Raw genomic sequence first — 17,035 nt, forward strand, 5'->3', positions numbered from 1 at the left:
GTCGGCGGGCCGGGCCAGACGCAGCGGCTTGAGCTGCTGCCCGGGCCGCAGGCCCCGGGCGACGGCACGGGCGCCCTTGGTGTCGGGCGACAGGCGGAGCTCGCGCTCCAGCGGGGTGCCGCAGAGCGGGCAGTGGCGGCGGCCGTCGTCCTCGGCCAGGTCCTGGTAGCAGTCACCGCAGAGCAGGTGGGCGCAGGGGGCGAGGGCGCCGATGCCGGCCTCCAGGCTGTCGCGCTCGCAGAGCAGGCAGACCTGGCTCGGCTGGCAGAGCAGGTAGCCGCGGATGATCACCGAGTAGGACACGTGTGCGTGCGAGGGCACGCCGTCGGGGAAGCGGCGGAAGAGCGGGTCGTGCCGGCGGTCGGCGCCGAGCAGCGCGTCGACGGCCCGCAGCAGCCGGGTGCCGGCCGTGGCGAGCTCGGCCGGGCGCAGCCGGCCGAGGGCGGCCCGCAGGTCGCGGGTGAGCACGTGGCCGCGCTCGGCCAGGTCGGTCTCCAGTGCGACCAGCCCCCGGGCCGTCCAGGGCTGCGGTTCGTCGGGCCCGGCTCCGGGCTCGACCAGGACCGTCCCGTGGCGGCGCAGCAGGTAGGTGTCCAGACCGGTCTCGGGCGCGGTGGCGCTCGGCTTCTTCACAGCTCTTCCCCCGGTGGATACGACGAAGCGGGGGCGGAGAGTGGGCGCACTCGGGTTCATTTTGGAGATGAGTGAGAAGGAAGCACGCCGCGGAGCCGCCCCCGCGTCGGTCACCCTAGCGAACGGCGGGGCCCGGGCCCGAACGGTTTTCCGCCCCGTCCCGCGGGGCTTCCCGCCCCGCCCCCGAACGGTTTTCCGGCTCCGACCTCTTCCTACTCGCGAGTAGCCTCGCTACAGTGGCCGGACACGCACCACACCGCCGGGCTTCGGGAGCCGCACCGGCGGCAGGCCGCGGCCGCCGTTTCTCCGGCGCTCGCACGGTACGCCTTCACCGGCAGGTGCCGCGGACCGCGGCGGGCCGGGTTCCTCCTCTCATTCAGGGTCGCTTCCTTCACCTTCGAGCGCCTGAACACCACGGCACATCCGCGGTTCGGCCGGAGCGGACCGGCGGCTGCCCGGGTGCGCCGACACCCCGTCATCTCCCCAGCCCCCGCGCGTGGACCCTCCTCCGGCGGCTGCCGCCCCCGGCGTACGGGCGCGGCGGCGTGCCCGCCGGAGCACGCGCGGGCCCTTCATGACTAGGAGTCAGGACAGATGGAGCGTCCCTTCCCCACTGTCGCCGTCGTCGGCCTCGGCACGATGGGTGCCGGCGTCGCGGTGGCGGTCGCCAAGAGCGGCCGCCGGGTGATCGGCATCGAGGCCACCGAGGAATCGGCCACCCGGGCGCTGGCCCGGATCAAGGAGGCCACCGCGCACGCGGTGCACCGCGAGCGGCTCACCACCGAGGAGCGCGCCGGACTGCTGGACCGGATCTCGGTCGGCCACGAGCTGGCGGCCGCCGCCGGGGCGGACCTGGTGGTCGAGGAGGTGCCCGAGCAACTGGAACTGAAGCGGGAGGTCTTCGCCGAGCTGGACCGGATCTGCCCGGAGAGCACCGTGCTGGCCACCGGCACCACCGCGCTGTCGGTGACCCGGATCGCCGCCGCGACCGCCCGTCCGGAGCGGGTGCTCGGCCTGCACTTCTTCAACCCGGTGCACGGCATGAAGCTGGTCGAGGTGGTCCGCACCGTGCTGACCTCCGCGCGGACCGCCGAGGACGCCGCCGCCTTCGCCCGCGACCTGGGCAAGGAGCCGGTGGCGGCCGGCGACCGGGCCGGCTTCGTGGTGAACGGCCTGCTGTTCGCGTACCTGAACCAGGCCGCCGCGATGTTCGAGTCCAGGTACGCCTCGCGGGAGGACATCGACGCCGCGATGCGGCTCGGCTGCGGCCTGCCGATGGGCCCGCTGGCGCTGCTCGACCTGATCGGCATCGACACCGCGCGCACCGTGCTGGAGGCGATGTACGAGCAGTCCAGGGACCGTCTGCACGCGCCCGCCCCGATCCTCGGCCAGCTGGTCGCGGCCGGGCTGCTGGGCCGCAAGACCGGCCGCGGCTTCTACGCCTACGAGGCGCCGGGCTCGTCCAGGCCGGTGGACGCGGCGACCGGGCCCGCGCTGCCGAAGGTGCCGGGCCGGGAGGTGCGCACCGTCGGCGTCTGCGGTTCGGGGACGATGGCCACCGGAATCGCCGAGGTGTTCGCCAAGGCCGGGCGCCCGGTGCTGCTGGCCGCCCGCAGCCAGGAGAAGGCCGAGCGGGCCAAGGCGCAGCTGGCGAAGTCGCTGGAGCGTTCGGTGGCCAAGGGCCGGCTGTCCGCCGAGGCCCGGGACGCCGCGCTGGCGCTGGTCACCCCGGTCGGCCGGTACACCGAGCTGGCCGGGGTCGACCTGGTGGTCGAGGCGGTCGCGGAGGACCTGGCGGTCAAGCGGGAGCTGTTCGCCACCCTGGACGGGATCGTCAAGCCGGGCGCGGTGCTCGCCACCACCACCTCCTCACTGCCGGTGATCAGCTGCGCGACCGCCACCTCGCGGCCGCAGGACGTGATCGGGATGCACTTCTTCAACCCCGCCCCGGCGATGAAGCTGGTCGAGGTGGTCTCCACCGTGCTGACCGCGCCGGACGTCACCGCGACCGTGCTGGCGCTGACGGCCGAGGTCCGCAAGCACCCGGTGGAGTGCGGCGACCGGGCCGGCTTCATCGTCAACGCGCTGCTCTTCCCCTATCTGAACGACGCGGTGCGGATGCTCCAGGAGCACTACGCGACGGTGGACGACATCGACACCGCGATGAAGCTCGGCTGCGGGTACCCGATGGGTCCGTTCGAGCTGCTGGACGTGGTCGGCCTGGACGTCTCGCTCACCATCGAGCAGGTTCTGCACCAGGAGTTCCGCGAGCCCGGGCTGGCCGCCGCACCGCTGCTGGAGCACCTGGTCGCGGCGGGCTGCCTGGGCCGCAAGACCGGCCGCGGCTTCCGCGACCACGCGCGCCGGTGACCACGCCGCAGGCCGGGGACGGCCCGTACGAGGCGCCGTACGAGACGCCGCGCGAGAGGCCGCACGGGGTGTCGTACGGGTCGTCGCACGGGGCGCAGCCGCCCGGACCGCACGCCCCCGGGCCGCAGCCACACGCGGGCGCGGCGCCGGGGAACAGCGCCCCGCCGTACGGCTCCGCGCCCTCAGCGTCCTCAGTGCCCTCCACACGCCCCGGCTGGAGCCCGGGGACGGTGTCCTTCCGCTGGCCCCGCCCGGCGGCGGCCGGCCCGGTCACACCGGTCCGGCGGGGAAGGGCCGCAGCCGCGCCGTCCGGGCCGTGTAGCGTTCCGGACATGGATCGGGTTCAGTCAACCTCCCCGCAGCACCCCGCCGGGCCGCACCGCGGCGCCGACCGGACCGCCTCCTCGACCGGGGGCACCGGGCCTGACGGCGGGCCGGGCAGCCGCCGGGCGGCGGCGCAGCGCCAGCAGATGCGTCAGGACCTGGCCACGGCCGCGATGGAGCTGTTCGCCTCGCAGGGCTACGAGGAGACCACGGTCGACCAGATCGCGGCCGCCGCCGGGGTGGCCCGGCGTACCTTCTTCCGGTACTTCCGGTCCAAGGAGGAGGCGATCTTCCCGGACCACGACGACACCCTGGTGCGGGTGGCCGACCTGCTGGCCAGCGCCGAGCCGGAGGAGCACCCGCTGGACGTGGTCTGCCGGGGCATCAAGGAGGTGCTGCGGATGTACGCCTCCACCCCGGGGGTGTCGGTCGCGCGGTACCAGCTGATCCGTCAGGTCCCGGCGCTGCGCGAGCGGGAGATCGCCGTGGTGGCCCGCTACGAGCGGTTGTTCACCCGCTACCTGCTGGGGCGCTTCGACACCGGCGAGTCCATCCCGTCCGGCTGGCAGCGCGGCGGCGAGGACGACTCGATGCTGGCCGAGGTCTCGGCGGCGGCGGTGGTCGCGGCGCACAACCACGTGCTGCGGCGCTGGCTGCGGGCGGGTGGCCGGGGCGACGTGGAGGAGCAGCTGGACCACTCCTTCGAGGTGATCCGGCGGACCTTCTGGGCCTCCAGCGCACCGGGTGCCAGACGCCGGGGATCGGTGGTGGCACCGGGTGCCAATGGGACCCCCGGGGACACCGTCGCCGAGAGCGCACTGAGTGCCAGTCCCGGAGGTGAGGTGCTCATCACAGTCGCCAGGACGGACGCTCCACTGGACGTCGTGGTGGACAGCATCCGGGCCGCACTGAGTGGCGCCCGGCAGCTGTAGGCGCAGCATCCACGCAGGTCAGAGCGATATCGAGGGCCCGCGCCGAACGGTCGGCGCGGGCCTTTCCCATGCCCGCGCAACGCGCGTCACACGGCCTCCGAAGCCGTCGGAATTTCTGGCACCCGGTGTCTTTACGAGTGGCACAGGGTGCCATTACCTTGTTACCCACCAGTCGCGGCGCCGCGGCTCCCCACCTCGGCGCGCCGTAGTCCGGCGTTCCCACACCCCGGGAACAGTGCCAGAACGGCCCGGTCCACCCCCGGGCGCCAGCCTGACCCGCCCACCACCCACTTCAGCGAAGCCGGTGTCCGCTCCCGGCTCCCCCAGACGCCCTGTGCCCCTCACACAGGTACGCCTTCGGAGGCAGCCATGCAGGAAATCCTCGACGCGATCCTCAGCCCCGACACCACGTCGGCGGACTTCGCGGCGATCAAGCTCCCCGAGTCCTACCGGGCCGTGACGCTCCACAAGGACGAGGAGCAGATGTTCGCGGGCCTCGCCAGCCGCGACAAGGACCCGCGCAAGTCCCTTCACCTCGACGACGTCGCCCTGCCCGAGCTGGGCCCGGGCGAGGCCCTGGTCGCCGTCATGGCCAGCGCGGTGAACTACAACACCGTCTGGAGCTCGATCTTCGAACCGGTCTCCACCTTCGGCTTCCTGGAGCGCTACGGCCGGCTGTCGCCGCTCACCGAGCGCCACGACCTGCCGTACCACGTGGTCGGCTCCGACCTCGCCGGCGTGGTGCTGCGCACCGGCGCCGGGGTCAACGCCTGGAAGCCTGGCGACGAGGTCGTCGCGCACTGCCTGTCGGTCGAGCTGGAGTCCCCGGACGGCCACGACGACACGATGATGGACCCGGAGCAGCGCATCTGGGGCTTCGAGACCAACTTCGGCGGTCTGGCCCAGCTGGCCCTGGTGAAGACCAACCAGCTGCTGCCCAAGCCCGGTCACCTCACCTGGGAGGAGGCCGCCTCCCCCGGCCTGGTCAACTCCACCGCCTACCGCCAGCTGGTGTCGCGCAACGGCGCCGGCATGAAGCAGGGCGACAACGTGCTGATCTGGGGCGCCAGCGGCGGCCTCGGCTCGTACGCCACCCAGTACGCGCTGGCCGGCGGCGCCACCCCGATCTGCGTGGTCTCCAGCGACCAGAAGGCCGAGATCTGCCGCGCCATGGGCGCCGAGGCGATCATCGACCGCTCGGCCGAGGGCTACCGGTTCTGGAAGGACGAGCACACCCAGGACCCGCGCGAGTGGAAGCGCCTGGGTGCGAAGATCCGCGAGTTCACCGGTGGCGAGGACGTGGACATCGTCTTCGAGCACCCGGGCCGGGAGACCTTCGGCGCCTCGGTGTACGTCACCCGCAAGGGCGGCACCATCGTCACCTGCGCCTCCACCTCCGGCTTCATGCACCAGTACGACAACCGGTACCTGTGGATGTCGCTCAAGCGGATCGTCGGCTCGCACTTCGCCAACTACCGCGAGGCCTTCGAGGCCAACCGCCTGATCGCCAAGGGCAGGATCCACCCGACCCTGTCCAAGGTCTACTCCATGGAGGAGACCGGACAGGCCGCCCTGGACGTGCACCGCAACAAGCACCAGGGCAAGGTCGGTGTGCTCTGTCTGGCCCCCGAAGAGGGCCTGGGCGTGCGCGACGCGGAGTTCCGCGCCCGGCACGTCGACGCCATCAACCGCTTCCGCAACGTGTGAGACGGGTCCGATGACTGAGCCCCAGAAGCGTGACCGTCCCTGGCTGATGCGCACCTACGCCGGCCACTCCACCGCGAGCGACTCCAACGCGCTCTACCGGCGGAACCTGGCGAAGGGCCAGACCGGCCTGTCCGTCGCGTTCGACCTGCCGACCCAGACCGGCTACGACTCCGACCACGTGCTCGCCCGCGGCGAGGTCGGCCGGGTCGGCGTCCCGGTCGGGCACGTCGGCGACATGCGCACCCTGTTCGACGGCATCCCGCTCGAACGGACCAACACCTCCATGACGATCAACGCCACCGCGATGTGGCTGCTGGCGCTCTACCAGGTGGTCGCCGAGGAACAGGGCGCCGACGTCGCCAAGCTCACCGGCACCACCCAGAACGACATCGTCAAGGAGTACCTGTCGCGCGGGACGCACGTCTTCCCGCCCGGCCCGTCGGTGCGGCTGATCACCGACATGATCGCCTACACGGTCGGCAGCATCCCCAAGTGGAACCCGATCAACATCTGCAGCTACCACCTCCAGGAGGCCGGGGCCACGCCCGTCCAGGAGATCGCCTACGCGATGTGCACCGCCATCTCGGTGCTCGACGCCGTGCGCGACTCCGGCCAGGTGCCGGCCGAGCGGATGGGCGAGGTGGTCGCCCGGATCTCCTTCTTCGTGAACGCCGGCGTGCGCTTCGTCGAGGAGATGTGCAAGATGCGCGCCTTCGCCCGGCTGTGGGAGAAGGTCACCCTGGAGCGCTACGGCGTCACCGACCCCAAGCAGCGCCGCTTCCGCTACGGCGTCCAGGTGAACTCGCTCGGCCTGACCGAGGCCCAGCCGGAGAACAACGTCCAGCGGATCGTCCTGGAGATGCTGGCCGTCACCCTCTCCAAGGACGCCCGGGCGCGGGCCGTCCAGCTGCCCGCCTGGAACGAGGCGCTCGGCCTGCCGCGGCCCTGGGACCAGCAGTGGTCGCTGCGCATCCAGCAGGTGCTGGCGTACGAGTCGGACCTGCTGGAGTACGGCGACCTCTTCAACGGCTCCGAGGTCGTCGAGACCAAGACCGCCGAGCTGCTGGCCGGTGCCGAGGCGGAGATCGCCAAGGTGCTGGAGATGGGGGCCAAGGCCGGCAACCGTGGCATCATCCCGGCCGTCGAGTCCGGCTACCTGAAGTCCAACCTGGTCGCCTCGCACGCCGCCCGCCGGGCCCGGATCGAGTCCGGCGAGGACAAGATCATCGGGGTGAACTGCTTCGACACCACCGAGCCGAGCCCGCTCACCGCCGACCTCGACACCGCGATCATGGTGGTGGACCCGGCCTCCGAGCAGTCCGTGCTCGCCGCTCTGGAGGCCTGGCGCGCCGGGCGCGACGAGACCGCCGTCCAGGCGTCGCTGGCCGAACTCAAGGCCGTCGCCGCCACCGAGGCCAACCTGATGCCGGCCACGCTCGCCTGCGCCCGGGCCGGCGTCACCACCGGCGAGTGGGCCTTCGCCCTGCGCGAGGTCTTCGGCGAGTACCGCGCCCCCACCGGCGTGGGAGGCGCCCCCGTCGCCGTGGCCGCCGAGCCCGGCGGCGAGCTGGAGCAGGTCCGGGCCGCGGTCGCCGCGACCGCCGAGGAGCTGGGCGCGGGCAGACTGCGCCTGCTGGTCGGCAAGCCCGGCCTGGACGGGCACTCCAACGGCGCCGAGCAGATCGCCGTCCGGGCCCGCGACGCCGGGTTCGAGGTGGTCTACCAGGGCATCCGGCTGACCCCGGAGCAGATCGTCTCCGCCGCCGTCGCGGAGGACGTGCACTGCGTGGGCCTGTCCATCCTCTCCGGCGCGCACAGCGAGCTGGTGCCCGACGTCCTGAAGCGGCTGCGCCGCGCCGGGGTGGAGGATGTCCCGGTGATCGTTGGTGGCATCATCCCGGCAGCGGACGGCGAGGCCCTCAGGGCCGCCGGCGTCGCCGCCGTGTTCACCCCGAAGGACTTCGGCATCACCACCATCATCGGCCGGATCGTGGACGAGATCCGGCTGGCCAACAAGCTCCAGCCGTGGACGCCCGCACCGACCGCGGCCACGAACTGAACAGCTGACCAGCTGACCACTGGGAAGGAACCCTCGATTCTTATGACTGCTCCCCACCCGTCGCCCGCCACCACCCTTCCTTCGAGCGGCTCCGCCGCCGGCTTGGACCGCCTGCGCCCGCGCCGCTCCTGTCTCGCCGTGCCGGGCAGCAACCCGCGCTTCCTGGAGAAGGCCCAGGGCCTGCCCGCCGACCAGGTCTTCCTCGACCTGGAGGACGCCTGCGCCCCGCTGGTCAAGGAGAGCGCCCGCCACAACATCGTCGACGCGCTCAACAACGGCGACTGGGGCGGCAAGACCCGCGTCGTGCGGGTCAACGACTGGACCACGCACTGGACCTACCGGGACGTGATCACCGTGGTCGAGGGCGCCGGCCCCAACCTCGACTGCATCATGCTGCCCAAGGTCCAGGACGCCGGGCAGGTCAAGGCGCTCGACCTGCTGCTCACCCAGATCGAGAAGACCATGGGCTTCGAGGTCGGCCGGATCGGCATCGAGGCGCAGATCGAGAACGCCAAGGGCCTGATCAACGTCGACGCCATCGCCGAGGCCTCGCCCCGGCTGGAGACCATCATCTTCGGCCCCGCCGACTTCATGGCCTCCATCAACATGAAGTCGCTGGTCGTCGGCGAGCAGCCGCCGGGCTACGGCGCCGACGCCTACCACTACATCCTGATGCGCATCCTGATGGCCGCCCGCGCCAACGACCTCCAGGCGATCGACGGGCCGTACCTCCAGATCCGCAACCAGGAGGGCTACCGCGAGGTCGCCCGCCGCTCGGCCGCCCTCGGCTTCGACGGCAAGTGGGTGCTCCACCCGGACCAGGTCGCCGCCGCGAACGAGATCTACTCGCCCTCGCAGGAGGACTACGACCACGCCGAGCTGATCCTCGACGCGTACGACTACTGCACCTCCGAGGCGGGCGGTGCCAAGGGCTCCGCGATGCTCGGCGACGAGATGATCGACGAGGCCAGCCGCAAGATGGCACTGGTCGTCTCCGGCAAGGGCCGGGCCGCGGGCATGCAGCGCACCACCAAGTTCGAGATCCCGGAAAGCTGAGGGCCCGAGGCATGCAGTTCGGACGCACCTACGAGGAGTTCGAGGTCGGCGCGGTCTACAAGCACTGGCCGGGCAAGACCGTCACCGAGTACGACGACCACCTCTTCTGCCTGCTCACCATGAACCACCACCCGCTCCACATGGACACCAACTACGCGGAGAAGACGACGGACTTCGGCAGGAACGTCGTGGTGGGCAACTACGTCTACTCGCTGCTGCTGGGCATGTCCGTCCCGGACGTCTCCGGCAAGGCGATCGCCAACCTGGAGATCGAGTCGCTGCGCCACGTCGCGCCGACCTTCCACGGCGACACCGTCTACGGCGAGACCACCGTGCTCGACAAGTGGCCGTCCAAGTCCAAGGACGACCGCGGCATCGTGTACGTCGAGACCAAGGGGTACAAGCAGGACGGCACGGTCGTCTGCGTCTTCCGCCGCAAGGTGATGGTGCCGACCGAGACGTACACCACGGAGCGCGGCGGCGAGCAGCCCGGCCGTCCGACCCCGCTCTCCTGATCCTCTCCCCTTTATAGGGGGGACCCTCCGCCCGTGGAGGGTCCCCCCTGCCGAGAGACCCCGGACGGGCAGGCCGCCGTCATCGGCCGCGCCCCACCCGGTACCGGGGGCCCTGCTGCCGCAGCCACGCCGGCAGGGCCCCCGCAATCCCCCCCCCCGGGGATTCCCCGACCTTCCGCAGACCCTCAGACCATTTCGGAGCCGCACGATGGGACGCCTCGCACAGACCGAAGGCCTCACCGAGATCCAGCGGGACATCCTCGCCACCGTGCGGGATTTCGTCGACAAGGAGATCATTCCGGTCGCGACCGAGCTGGAACACAAGGACGAGTACCCGACCGCCATCGTCGAGGGCATGAAGCAGCTCGGCCTCTTCGGTCTCACCATCCCCGAGGAGTACGGCGGCCTCGGCGAATCGCTGCTCACCTACGCCCTGGTGGTCGAGGAGATCGCCCGCGGCTGGATGTCGGTCTCCGGCATCGTGAACACCCACTTCATCGTGGCGCACATGATCAACGCCCACGGCACCCAGGAGCAGAAGGACCACTTCCTGCCGAAGATGGCGGCCGGCGAGATCCGCGGTGCCTTCTCGATGTCCGAGCCGGGCCTCGGGTCCGATGTTTCGGCCATCTCCACCAAGGGCGTCAAGGACGGGGAGTTCTACGTCCTCAACGGCCAGAAGATGTGGCTCACCAACGGCGGCACCTCCACCCTGGTCGCGGTCCTCTGCAAGACCGACGAGGGCGGCGACACCCCGTACAGGAACATGACCACCTTCCTGATCGAGAAGGCGTCCGGTTTCGGCCCGAACCCCGCGGTTCCCGGCCTGACCGTGCCCGGCAAGATCGAGAAGATGGGCTACAAGGGCGTCGACACCACCGAGCTGATCCTCCAGGACGTCCGGATCCCGGCCGACCGCGTCCTCGGCGGCGTCCCCGGCCGCGGCTTCTACCAGATGATGGACGGCGTCGAGGTCGGCCGCGTCAACGTCGCCGCCCGAGGCTGCGGCGTCGCCCGCCGCGCCTTCGAGCTCGGCATCTCCTACGCCCAGCAGCGCTCCACCTTCGGCAAGAAGATCGCCGAGCACCAGGCGATCCAGTTCAAGCTCGCCGAGATGGCCACCAAGGTCGAGGCCGCCCACCAGATGGTGGTCATGGCCGCCCGCAAGAAGGACGGCGGCGAGCGCAACGACCTGGAAGCCGGCATGGCCAAGTACCTCGCCTCCGAGTACTGCAAGGAGGTCGTCGAGGACTCCTTCCGCATCCACGGCGGCTACGGCTTCTCCAAGGAGTACGAGATCGAGCGCCTCTACCGCGAGGCCCCGATGCTGCTCATCGGTGAAGGTACTGCGGAGATCCAGAAGATGATCGTCGGACGCCGGCTCCTGGAGGAGTACCGGATCGCCGAGTGACCCCCCGGCCGCCCGTTCGACGGACCACGTCGCCGGACGGCCCCTCGAACCGCCGGTCGACGGGCGTGCGGGCCCGTCCCGGCGGAGCGCCGTGCCCCGTCACGGGCCCGGCCTGGTCCGCCAGGGTCCGGCACGGCCCTCCGGAAGCGGCCCCAGGGCGTACATCTGCATCGACGCGCCCTGCGGCCGCTTCCGCACACCTGCTCGCGGCCGCTACGGCCGTTACGCCCACCGGGTTCCGTTCGCCCACCCGTTGAGACAAGAGTCACCAGGCGTGTCCGGGCCCTTGGGAACCGGACCGGGCCGAGCTACGGTCGTAGGAGTGGACGCGCACACGCGCCGCCACCGGACACCTGAACGAGCAGGCGGGTTGCCCACCCACCGTGTGCTCCCGATAGCATCCACCGGGACAGCAAGCCGTCCCTCTATTACCGATTCCGCGGTGGCCCCCGTCCAGCGGCCATGATCCCCCGCGACAAAGGTCTTCGATGCCCATCAGCCCGTCCCCTCACACCTCCGTCACGGACCGCGATGCCCTCGCAGCCCCGACGGCCGGTCGGCGACCCCGCGTGACCATCGCGCGCGGAGCCACCCCCTGGTTCGTCCCCACCCTCGCCACGGCCGCCGTGACCACCGCCCTCACCAGGCGCAGCGGCAAGTGGGCCCTGGCTGCGGTACCCGCCTGCGCTCTCGGCGCGGGCATGCTGTGGTTCTTCCGCGACCCCGAGCGTGAGATCGGCACGGGCAGAGTGATCTCCCCCGCCGACGGCGTGGTGCAGAGCATCGATGCCTGGCCGGACGGCCGCACCCGGGTCGCGATCTTCATGAGTCCGCTGAACGTCCACGTCAACCGCGCGCCCCTGCCGGGCACGGTGACGTCGGTCGAGCACGTCGCGGGCGGCTTCGTCCCCGCGTTCAACAAGGACAGCGACCAGAACGAGCGGGTCGTCTGGCACTTCGACACCGAGCTCGGCGACATCGAGATGGTCCAGATCGCGGGGGCCGTGGCCCGCCGCATCGTGCCGTACGTCGACGCCGGTACCAAGGTCGAGCAGGGCGACCGGATCGGTCTGATCCGGTTCGGGTCCCGGGTCGACACCTACCTGCCGGCCGGCGTCGAGGTCGGCGTCGAGGTCGGCCAGAAGACCACAGCCGGGGTGACGCGCCTTGACCGTGACTGATCCTGAGACAATCGTCGGCCTGGACGACGAGGAGACGGCCCTGCGCCGCCGCCGCTGGGCGCGCGACCGCGAGCTGCGTGCTCCGCGCTCTCCCCAGCACCTGTCCACCGCCGACTTCCTAACCCTGGGGAACGCCGTCTGCGGCTTCCTGGCGATCTACTCGATCACCACCGGGGTCCTGGTCCCGCACATCACCAACCCGGACGCCGCTCCGGACCGGCACAGCGCCGCCACCGCGGTCACGCTGCTGCTGATCGGTTCGATGTGCGACCTCTTCGACGGCCTGGTGGCGCGCAAGCTGCGCTCCTCGGCCCTCGGGGCGGAACTGGACAACCTCGCGGACCTGATCAGCTTCGGCATCGCGCCGGCCTACTTCGTCGCGGTCTGGGGCATGGTCTCCCAGGGTTCCAACAGCAAGCTGTCGGCGCTCATCGCCATCACCGTGCTGCTCGCCGTGGTGCTGCGGCTGGCCCGCTTCTCGGCCGTGAAGATGCGGCCCGGGGTGTTCCAGGGCATGCCCTGCCCGATGGGCGCGATGACGGTGATCGCCATCGTGCTGCTCGACCCGCCGTTCCTGCCCGGCCTGCTCGCCATCTTCGGCGCGGCGTACCTGATGGTCAGCCGGATCGAGTACCCGAAGCCGCAGGGGCTGCTGGCCACCGCCACGCTCTGCTGGATCGTGGTCTCCATCGGCTGCCTGGCCGCGTGGGCCACCGGCCTGCCCGGCGGCGACAGGCTGATGCACGTCGGTGCGTTCGCCCAGATCACTCTCGCCGCGATGGCGCCGCTGCTGGTCATCCGCCGCAAGGTGGGGCAGAAGGTCGGCGACGTCCGCGCCCGGCGGGCGGAGTCGCGGGTCGGCTGAGCCCCGCAATTGTCATAAGAGTCAGGGCCCGGAACCTGTTGGTTCCGGGCCCTTTCTCGTGTGTCACAACGGCCGGGACAGCCGGGGCGTCGTCGGTACGGGCTCAGACACCGTCGGTGCGGACGCCGGGTCGGCCGTCGCTGCGGACCCCGAACTCCTCCGCAATTGTCATAAAACTCAGGCGCCACCGGTGTGCACGCTGAACGCCGAGCGCCGCGCCGCCCGGGCCACGACCGGATCCGGGTGCACGCCCGAGACCGCCGTCAGCACCGAGGCCGCTCGCGGGTGCCCGGACTGCCGGGCCCTGGCGAAGAGCCGGACCGGGTCGCCGGCCGAGGCGCCCTCGACGTGGCCCACCAGCAGCTCCGTCTCACCGTGGTCGAGCACCGCGGCCGCGGTGTCCACCCAGAGCCAGGCCGCGTCCTCCGCACCCAGCACGTCCGCCGGGGAGACGCCCTCGTCCGCGCGCTCCGCCAGCCAGAGCAGCGCGTAGGGGCGCAGCACCGGCTCGTCCACCGACGCGCGCACCGCCTGCTCGGCCGGCCCCCCGGCCACCCGCAGCGCCTCGAAAGCGAGCCCGCGCACCAGCGCGTCGTCGCCCTGAGCGGCGTCCAGCAACTCGCCCACCGCCCGGTCCGCCGGACGCGCCGCGACCCAGGCGCGGAACTCGGCGCGGGCCGGGCCCGGCGAGTAGTCCGCGCAGGCGTTCAGCAGCTCGAAGGCGCTCTGCTCGATGTGCCCGGCCGCGGTCTGCGCGACCGTGCAGATCTCCTCCAGCTTCGCCCGCACCGCCCAGTGGCCGAGCGGCGACAGCTCTGCGGCATCGTTCCTGCGCACCAGGGCGCCGACCGCCGCCAGGCCGTCCAGCATCCAGTCCAGGACGGCGGCCACGTCTGAGGGCGCGGGCGGAGTGTCGATCTGCGGCGCCCGGCAGGTGCCGCGGACGGCGGAGACGGCGGAGGCGGCGTGCGGCACGGGCGACAGGCCCGGCCCGCCGAGACCGGCGCCGACCCGTCGCTCGTCGAGTCCGCGGCGCAGCAGCTCCAGCAGCTCGCTTTCGGCGACCGGGCCGTCCACCAGGTGCAGGAAGGAGAGCAGCTGCGGGGCCTGGTCCACGGCCTGCCCGGCCAGTACGGCGAACACGCCGCGCAGCGCGGCGGGCGGCACCGGGGCGAGCAGGGTCCAGGCGTCGAACAGCGCCGACCAGCCGCGTACCACGGCCTCGTCGTCGTGCTCCCAGGCGTGCAGGCGCCAGCCGGGGCCGGCTCCGCCGTCCCGGGCCTCCACCAGGCCGACCAGCAGCGCCTGTCCCCAGGCCTTGGCGGCGGCGCCGACGGTCATGGCCAGCGCCCGGCCCGCCGTCCGGGCGTCGTCCGGGAGCAGCTCGCCGCGCTTGTCGACCTCGGACAGCTCGCCGGCCCAGCGGGCGATCCGGACGGCGTCGACCAGCATCCGGCGGGCCAGCGGCGCCAGCTCGGAGGGTGCCGGGAAGCCTTCCGGCACGGGAACCCGGCCCCGACCGGGAGCCGGAGCTGGCCCTCGTCGCCGGGGTACTCCGTTACGGGGGACACCCGCCCCGCCCTGCCTGCCACCGGCGGGCCGTTGGGCCGTTCCGGGGAGACGGGTCACCGTCGCACCGGTACCGATCGTCGGCGGGAGCGGGGCATCACGGTCGCGCGGGTTCCGAGACGTCACGTCGAGCAGTCTTCCCCTTGTACCGGCCTTCTGTCACATCCGGTTGTCCGTACGACCGGGCGACCGCCTGTGCCACCTCCGCAAGATCGGGCAACCACGGCAAACTGCCTGGCCGGAAACATGTGACACGGCCATGCCATCCAAGGCGCCTCCGTCGCCGGGAATGCCCGACCGGTCACACCGTGTAGCGACAGGGGTGGGGAGGAGGGGCAAGTTTTTGCCCCGACCGAGGGGGTGGTTTTCCTGGGGGAATCCCGTTCCGCCAACGCCCGGCGGGGCTGTCCAGCCCCAATCCGGACGGATGGCGCACGGACCGGCGGGGTCATAGTGCACGAGAAGTCGGCCGGTTCGACTTCTCGTGCCGCCCGGCGAAATAGAGAAACGTTCATTCGCGAACGGGTGAAGCTCTCGGGAAAAGCGCCGGAGCCCGGCGGGCCTCTCCCCCACGGCCACTCCCGCCCTAGAGAAGCGGTGTGAGCCAGCGGCGGAGAAGCTCGGTGTAGTGATCGGGGGAGGCGTTCCAGAGGGTGGCGTGGCCGGCGCCAGGGAACGCCCGGAGGCTGACCACGTCGGGGTGGGCGGCGGCCAGCTTCTCGGCAGTGCGGAAGGGGGCGATCGGATCTGCCGGGCTGTGCAGGAGGAGGGTGGGGACGCGCAGGTCGGTGCCCTCGGCGATCCGGCTGAAGTCGGCGAGGTCGACGCCGGTGCGACCCTCCGCGGCGAGGGCGCCGAGTTCGGCGGCGACGCCCCGGAAGCCGGCCCGGGCGGCGTCCCGGCGGGCGGAGGCCGGCAGGTCGAGCACGGGCGAGTCGAGGATCAGCCCGCGGATGGCGTACGACCAGGCCGAGCGGGCCGCCGTCTGGAGGACCATCGTGGCGCCGAGGGACCAGCCGTAGAGGATCACCTTGCCCGCACCGTTGTCGAGTGCCAGCCGTACCGCCGACTCGATGTCGCGCCACTCGGTCTCGCCGAAGTGGCTGAGCCCGTCCGGGGAGGCGGGGGCACCCTGGTCACCGCGGTAGGTGACGGCGAGGACAGGCAGCCTGAGCCGGTCGAGGACGGGGAGCACCGGGAGCGTCTGTCCGCGGTCGGACTCCGGGCCGTGCACCAGGATCACCCAGGTGCCGCGCCGGCCGTCGAGCCGCCAGGCGGGCAGGGCGCCGAGTTCGCCGTCCGCCGTGGTGTCGGTGAAGGCGAGGCCGAGCGCCTCGGTGGGGTCGCCGAGGTGGACGCGGGGAGTGAAGCGCACCTCGGTGCCGGGGGTGAGGGTGCCCAGGTCGGCGCGGACCAGCCGGCGGGTGACGCTCTGCTCGTCGCGGTGCAGGACCTCCTCGACGACCGCGTGCCCGCCGTCCGCCCACTCGACCGCCCAGCGGCCGGGGCGCAGGCTCTCGGGACCGCGGGAGAAGGTGACCCGTCCGGGAGCGAGGCTGCGGACCACGACCGGCCCGGACTCCTGGACGGCGGTCGCCGGACGGACCATCCGCTCGGAGGCCCGGCGGCCGACCACCAGTACGGCGGCCCCGACCGCGGCGGCCGCCACGACGGCGGCGGTTCCCCAACGCATTTCGCTCCCCGCTCTGTTGCTCACGCACCGGACGGTGCTCGGGCACCAGTTCACCGGCGCCCCGCCCGCCCGGCCACCGGACTGGGCCATCCGGGTCATGCGGGCGATGCCCCGGCGGTGCTGAGGAGGTGCCAGAAGCCGGCGGCGAGGAGGACGGGGGCGGTCGGAGGTGCCCGGTGGAAGGGGACGGGCTCGTCCCGGTGAAAAGTCACAAGAGTCACGAGAGTGGCGAGCGAGAGCGGCGACGGGAGCCGGCGAGACCGGACCGGGCCGGTGCCGGGCCGGACGATCGGAGGGGTCGTCAGCGGTGTCCGCGTGTGACCAACCCCTCCGTGACCTCGGTTGACTCCCGCTTCCGGCCCGTGATGGGATCCTGAGGCCAAACGGAGGCATGGAGAGGAAGCCGGTGGAAGTCCGGCGCGGTCCCGCCACTGTCACCGGGGAGCACGCTCGGAACATCGCCACGGCGGGCCGTCGAAGGCCGCTGGAAGGCTCCGAGGGTGCGTCCGACCCGGAAGCCAGGAGACTCTCGCCCCCGTCACGTCGATCCAGGGCGCGGACCCTGAGTGAGGACACGCACCCGATGCAGGCTGCCCCGCCCCGCCGGACTTCGAGCTGCCTTCCGCCGTGCGCCCGCTGACCCCGCGCCCGGTGGCCCCACCCACGTCGGCCCCGCGCCAGCTGACCCGCGCCGCCGCGTTCGCGCTCGGCGCCGTCGCG

At 72.2% G+C, this 17,035-nt stretch carries 12 protein-coding genes and 1 riboswitch; of the genes, 9 read left to right on the forward strand and 3 right to left on the reverse strand.

Annotated features, from left to right (window positions below; genetic code table 11):
- On the reverse strand, window positions 1–633 hold a 633-nt coding region (locus BU198_RS14740), incomplete at its 3' end, for an RING-HC finger protein (RefSeq protein WP_317620125.1).
- 594 nt (window positions 634–1,227) lie between these two features.
- Here BU198_RS14740 and BU198_RS14745 point away from each other — a divergent pair.
- The 9 genes from BU198_RS14745 to BU198_RS14785 all read left to right on the forward strand — a co-directional run bounded on the left by BU198_RS14745 (window position 1,228) and on the right by BU198_RS14785 (window position 13,053).
- Complete coding sequence (locus tag BU198_RS14745) at window positions 1,228–3,003, forward strand: 3-hydroxyacyl-CoA dehydrogenase family protein (RefSeq protein ID WP_188297302.1); 1,776 nt, start codon at window positions 1,228–1,230, stop codon at window positions 3,001–3,003.
- A gap of 332 nt (window positions 3,004–3,335) precedes the next feature.
- On the forward strand, window positions 3,336–4,259 hold the full coding sequence (locus tag BU198_RS14750; protein WP_188297303.1) for a TetR family transcriptional regulator: 924 nt from the start codon (window positions 3,336–3,338) through the stop codon (window positions 4,257–4,259).
- A gap of 369 nt (window positions 4,260–4,628) precedes the next feature.
- The gene (ccrA, locus tag BU198_RS14755; RefSeq protein ID WP_188297304.1) at window positions 4,629–5,966 is read left to right on the forward strand and encodes a crotonyl-CoA carboxylase/reductase; all 1,338 of its coding nucleotides are present in this window, start codon (window positions 4,629–4,631) and stop codon (window positions 5,964–5,966) included.
- A 10-nt stretch (window positions 5,967–5,976) separates the two neighbouring features.
- Window positions 5,977–8,025, forward strand: a complete 2,049-nt coding sequence (locus BU198_RS14760; protein WP_188297305.1) for a protein meaA — start codon at window positions 5,977–5,979, stop codon at window positions 8,023–8,025.
- Window positions 8,026–8,067: 42 nt separating this feature from the next.
- Window positions 8,068–9,081 (forward strand): HpcH/HpaI aldolase/citrate lyase family protein, encoded by a 1,014-nt coding sequence (locus tag BU198_RS14765; protein ID WP_188297306.1) that lies wholly within the window; start codon window positions 8,068–8,070, stop codon window positions 9,079–9,081.
- Window positions 9,082–9,092: 11 nt separating this feature from the next.
- Window positions 9,093–9,596, forward strand: a complete 504-nt coding sequence (locus BU198_RS14770) for a MaoC family dehydratase (RefSeq protein ID WP_188297307.1) — start codon at window positions 9,093–9,095, stop codon at window positions 9,594–9,596.
- Between the two features lie 208 nt (window positions 9,597–9,804).
- Entirely contained in the window at window positions 9,805–11,007 is a 1,203-nt protein-coding gene (locus BU198_RS14775) for an acyl-CoA dehydrogenase family protein (RefSeq protein ID WP_188297308.1), read from the forward strand.
- Window positions 11,008–11,495: 488 nt separating this feature from the next.
- Entirely contained in the window at window positions 11,496–12,188 is a 693-nt protein-coding gene (locus BU198_RS14780) for a phosphatidylserine decarboxylase (protein ID WP_049655656.1), read from the forward strand.
- Window positions 12,175–13,053, forward strand: coding sequence for a CDP-alcohol phosphatidyltransferase family protein (locus BU198_RS14785; RefSeq protein WP_401091193.1), 879 nt, complete (start codon window positions 12,175–12,177; stop codon window positions 13,051–13,053). The genes BU198_RS14780 and BU198_RS14785 overlap by 14 nt, the downstream gene beginning before the upstream one ends.
- A 177-nt stretch (window positions 13,054–13,230) precedes the next feature.
- Here the strand turns inward: BU198_RS14785 and BU198_RS14790 are convergent, their stop codons facing one another.
- Window positions 13,231–14,556, reverse strand: a complete 1,326-nt coding sequence (locus BU198_RS14790) for a hypothetical protein (protein WP_188297309.1) — start codon at window positions 14,554–14,556, stop codon at window positions 13,231–13,233.
- 652 nt (window positions 14,557–15,208) lie between these two features.
- Window positions 15,209–16,315: an alpha/beta hydrolase family protein gene (locus BU198_RS14795; protein WP_188297310.1), complete on the reverse strand. Its 1,107-nt coding sequence runs from the start codon at window positions 16,313–16,315 to the stop codon at window positions 15,209–15,211.
- Window positions 16,316–16,710: 395 nt separating this feature from the next.
- Window positions 16,711–16,844, forward strand: a riboswitch (cobalamin riboswitch).
- The last annotated feature ends 191 nt before the right edge of the window (window positions 16,845–17,035 follow it).

It is taken from the genome of Streptomyces sp. CBMA156 (assembly GCF_014596515.1).
Lineage (GTDB): Bacteria > Actinomycetota > Actinomycetes > Streptomycetales > Streptomycetaceae > Kitasatospora.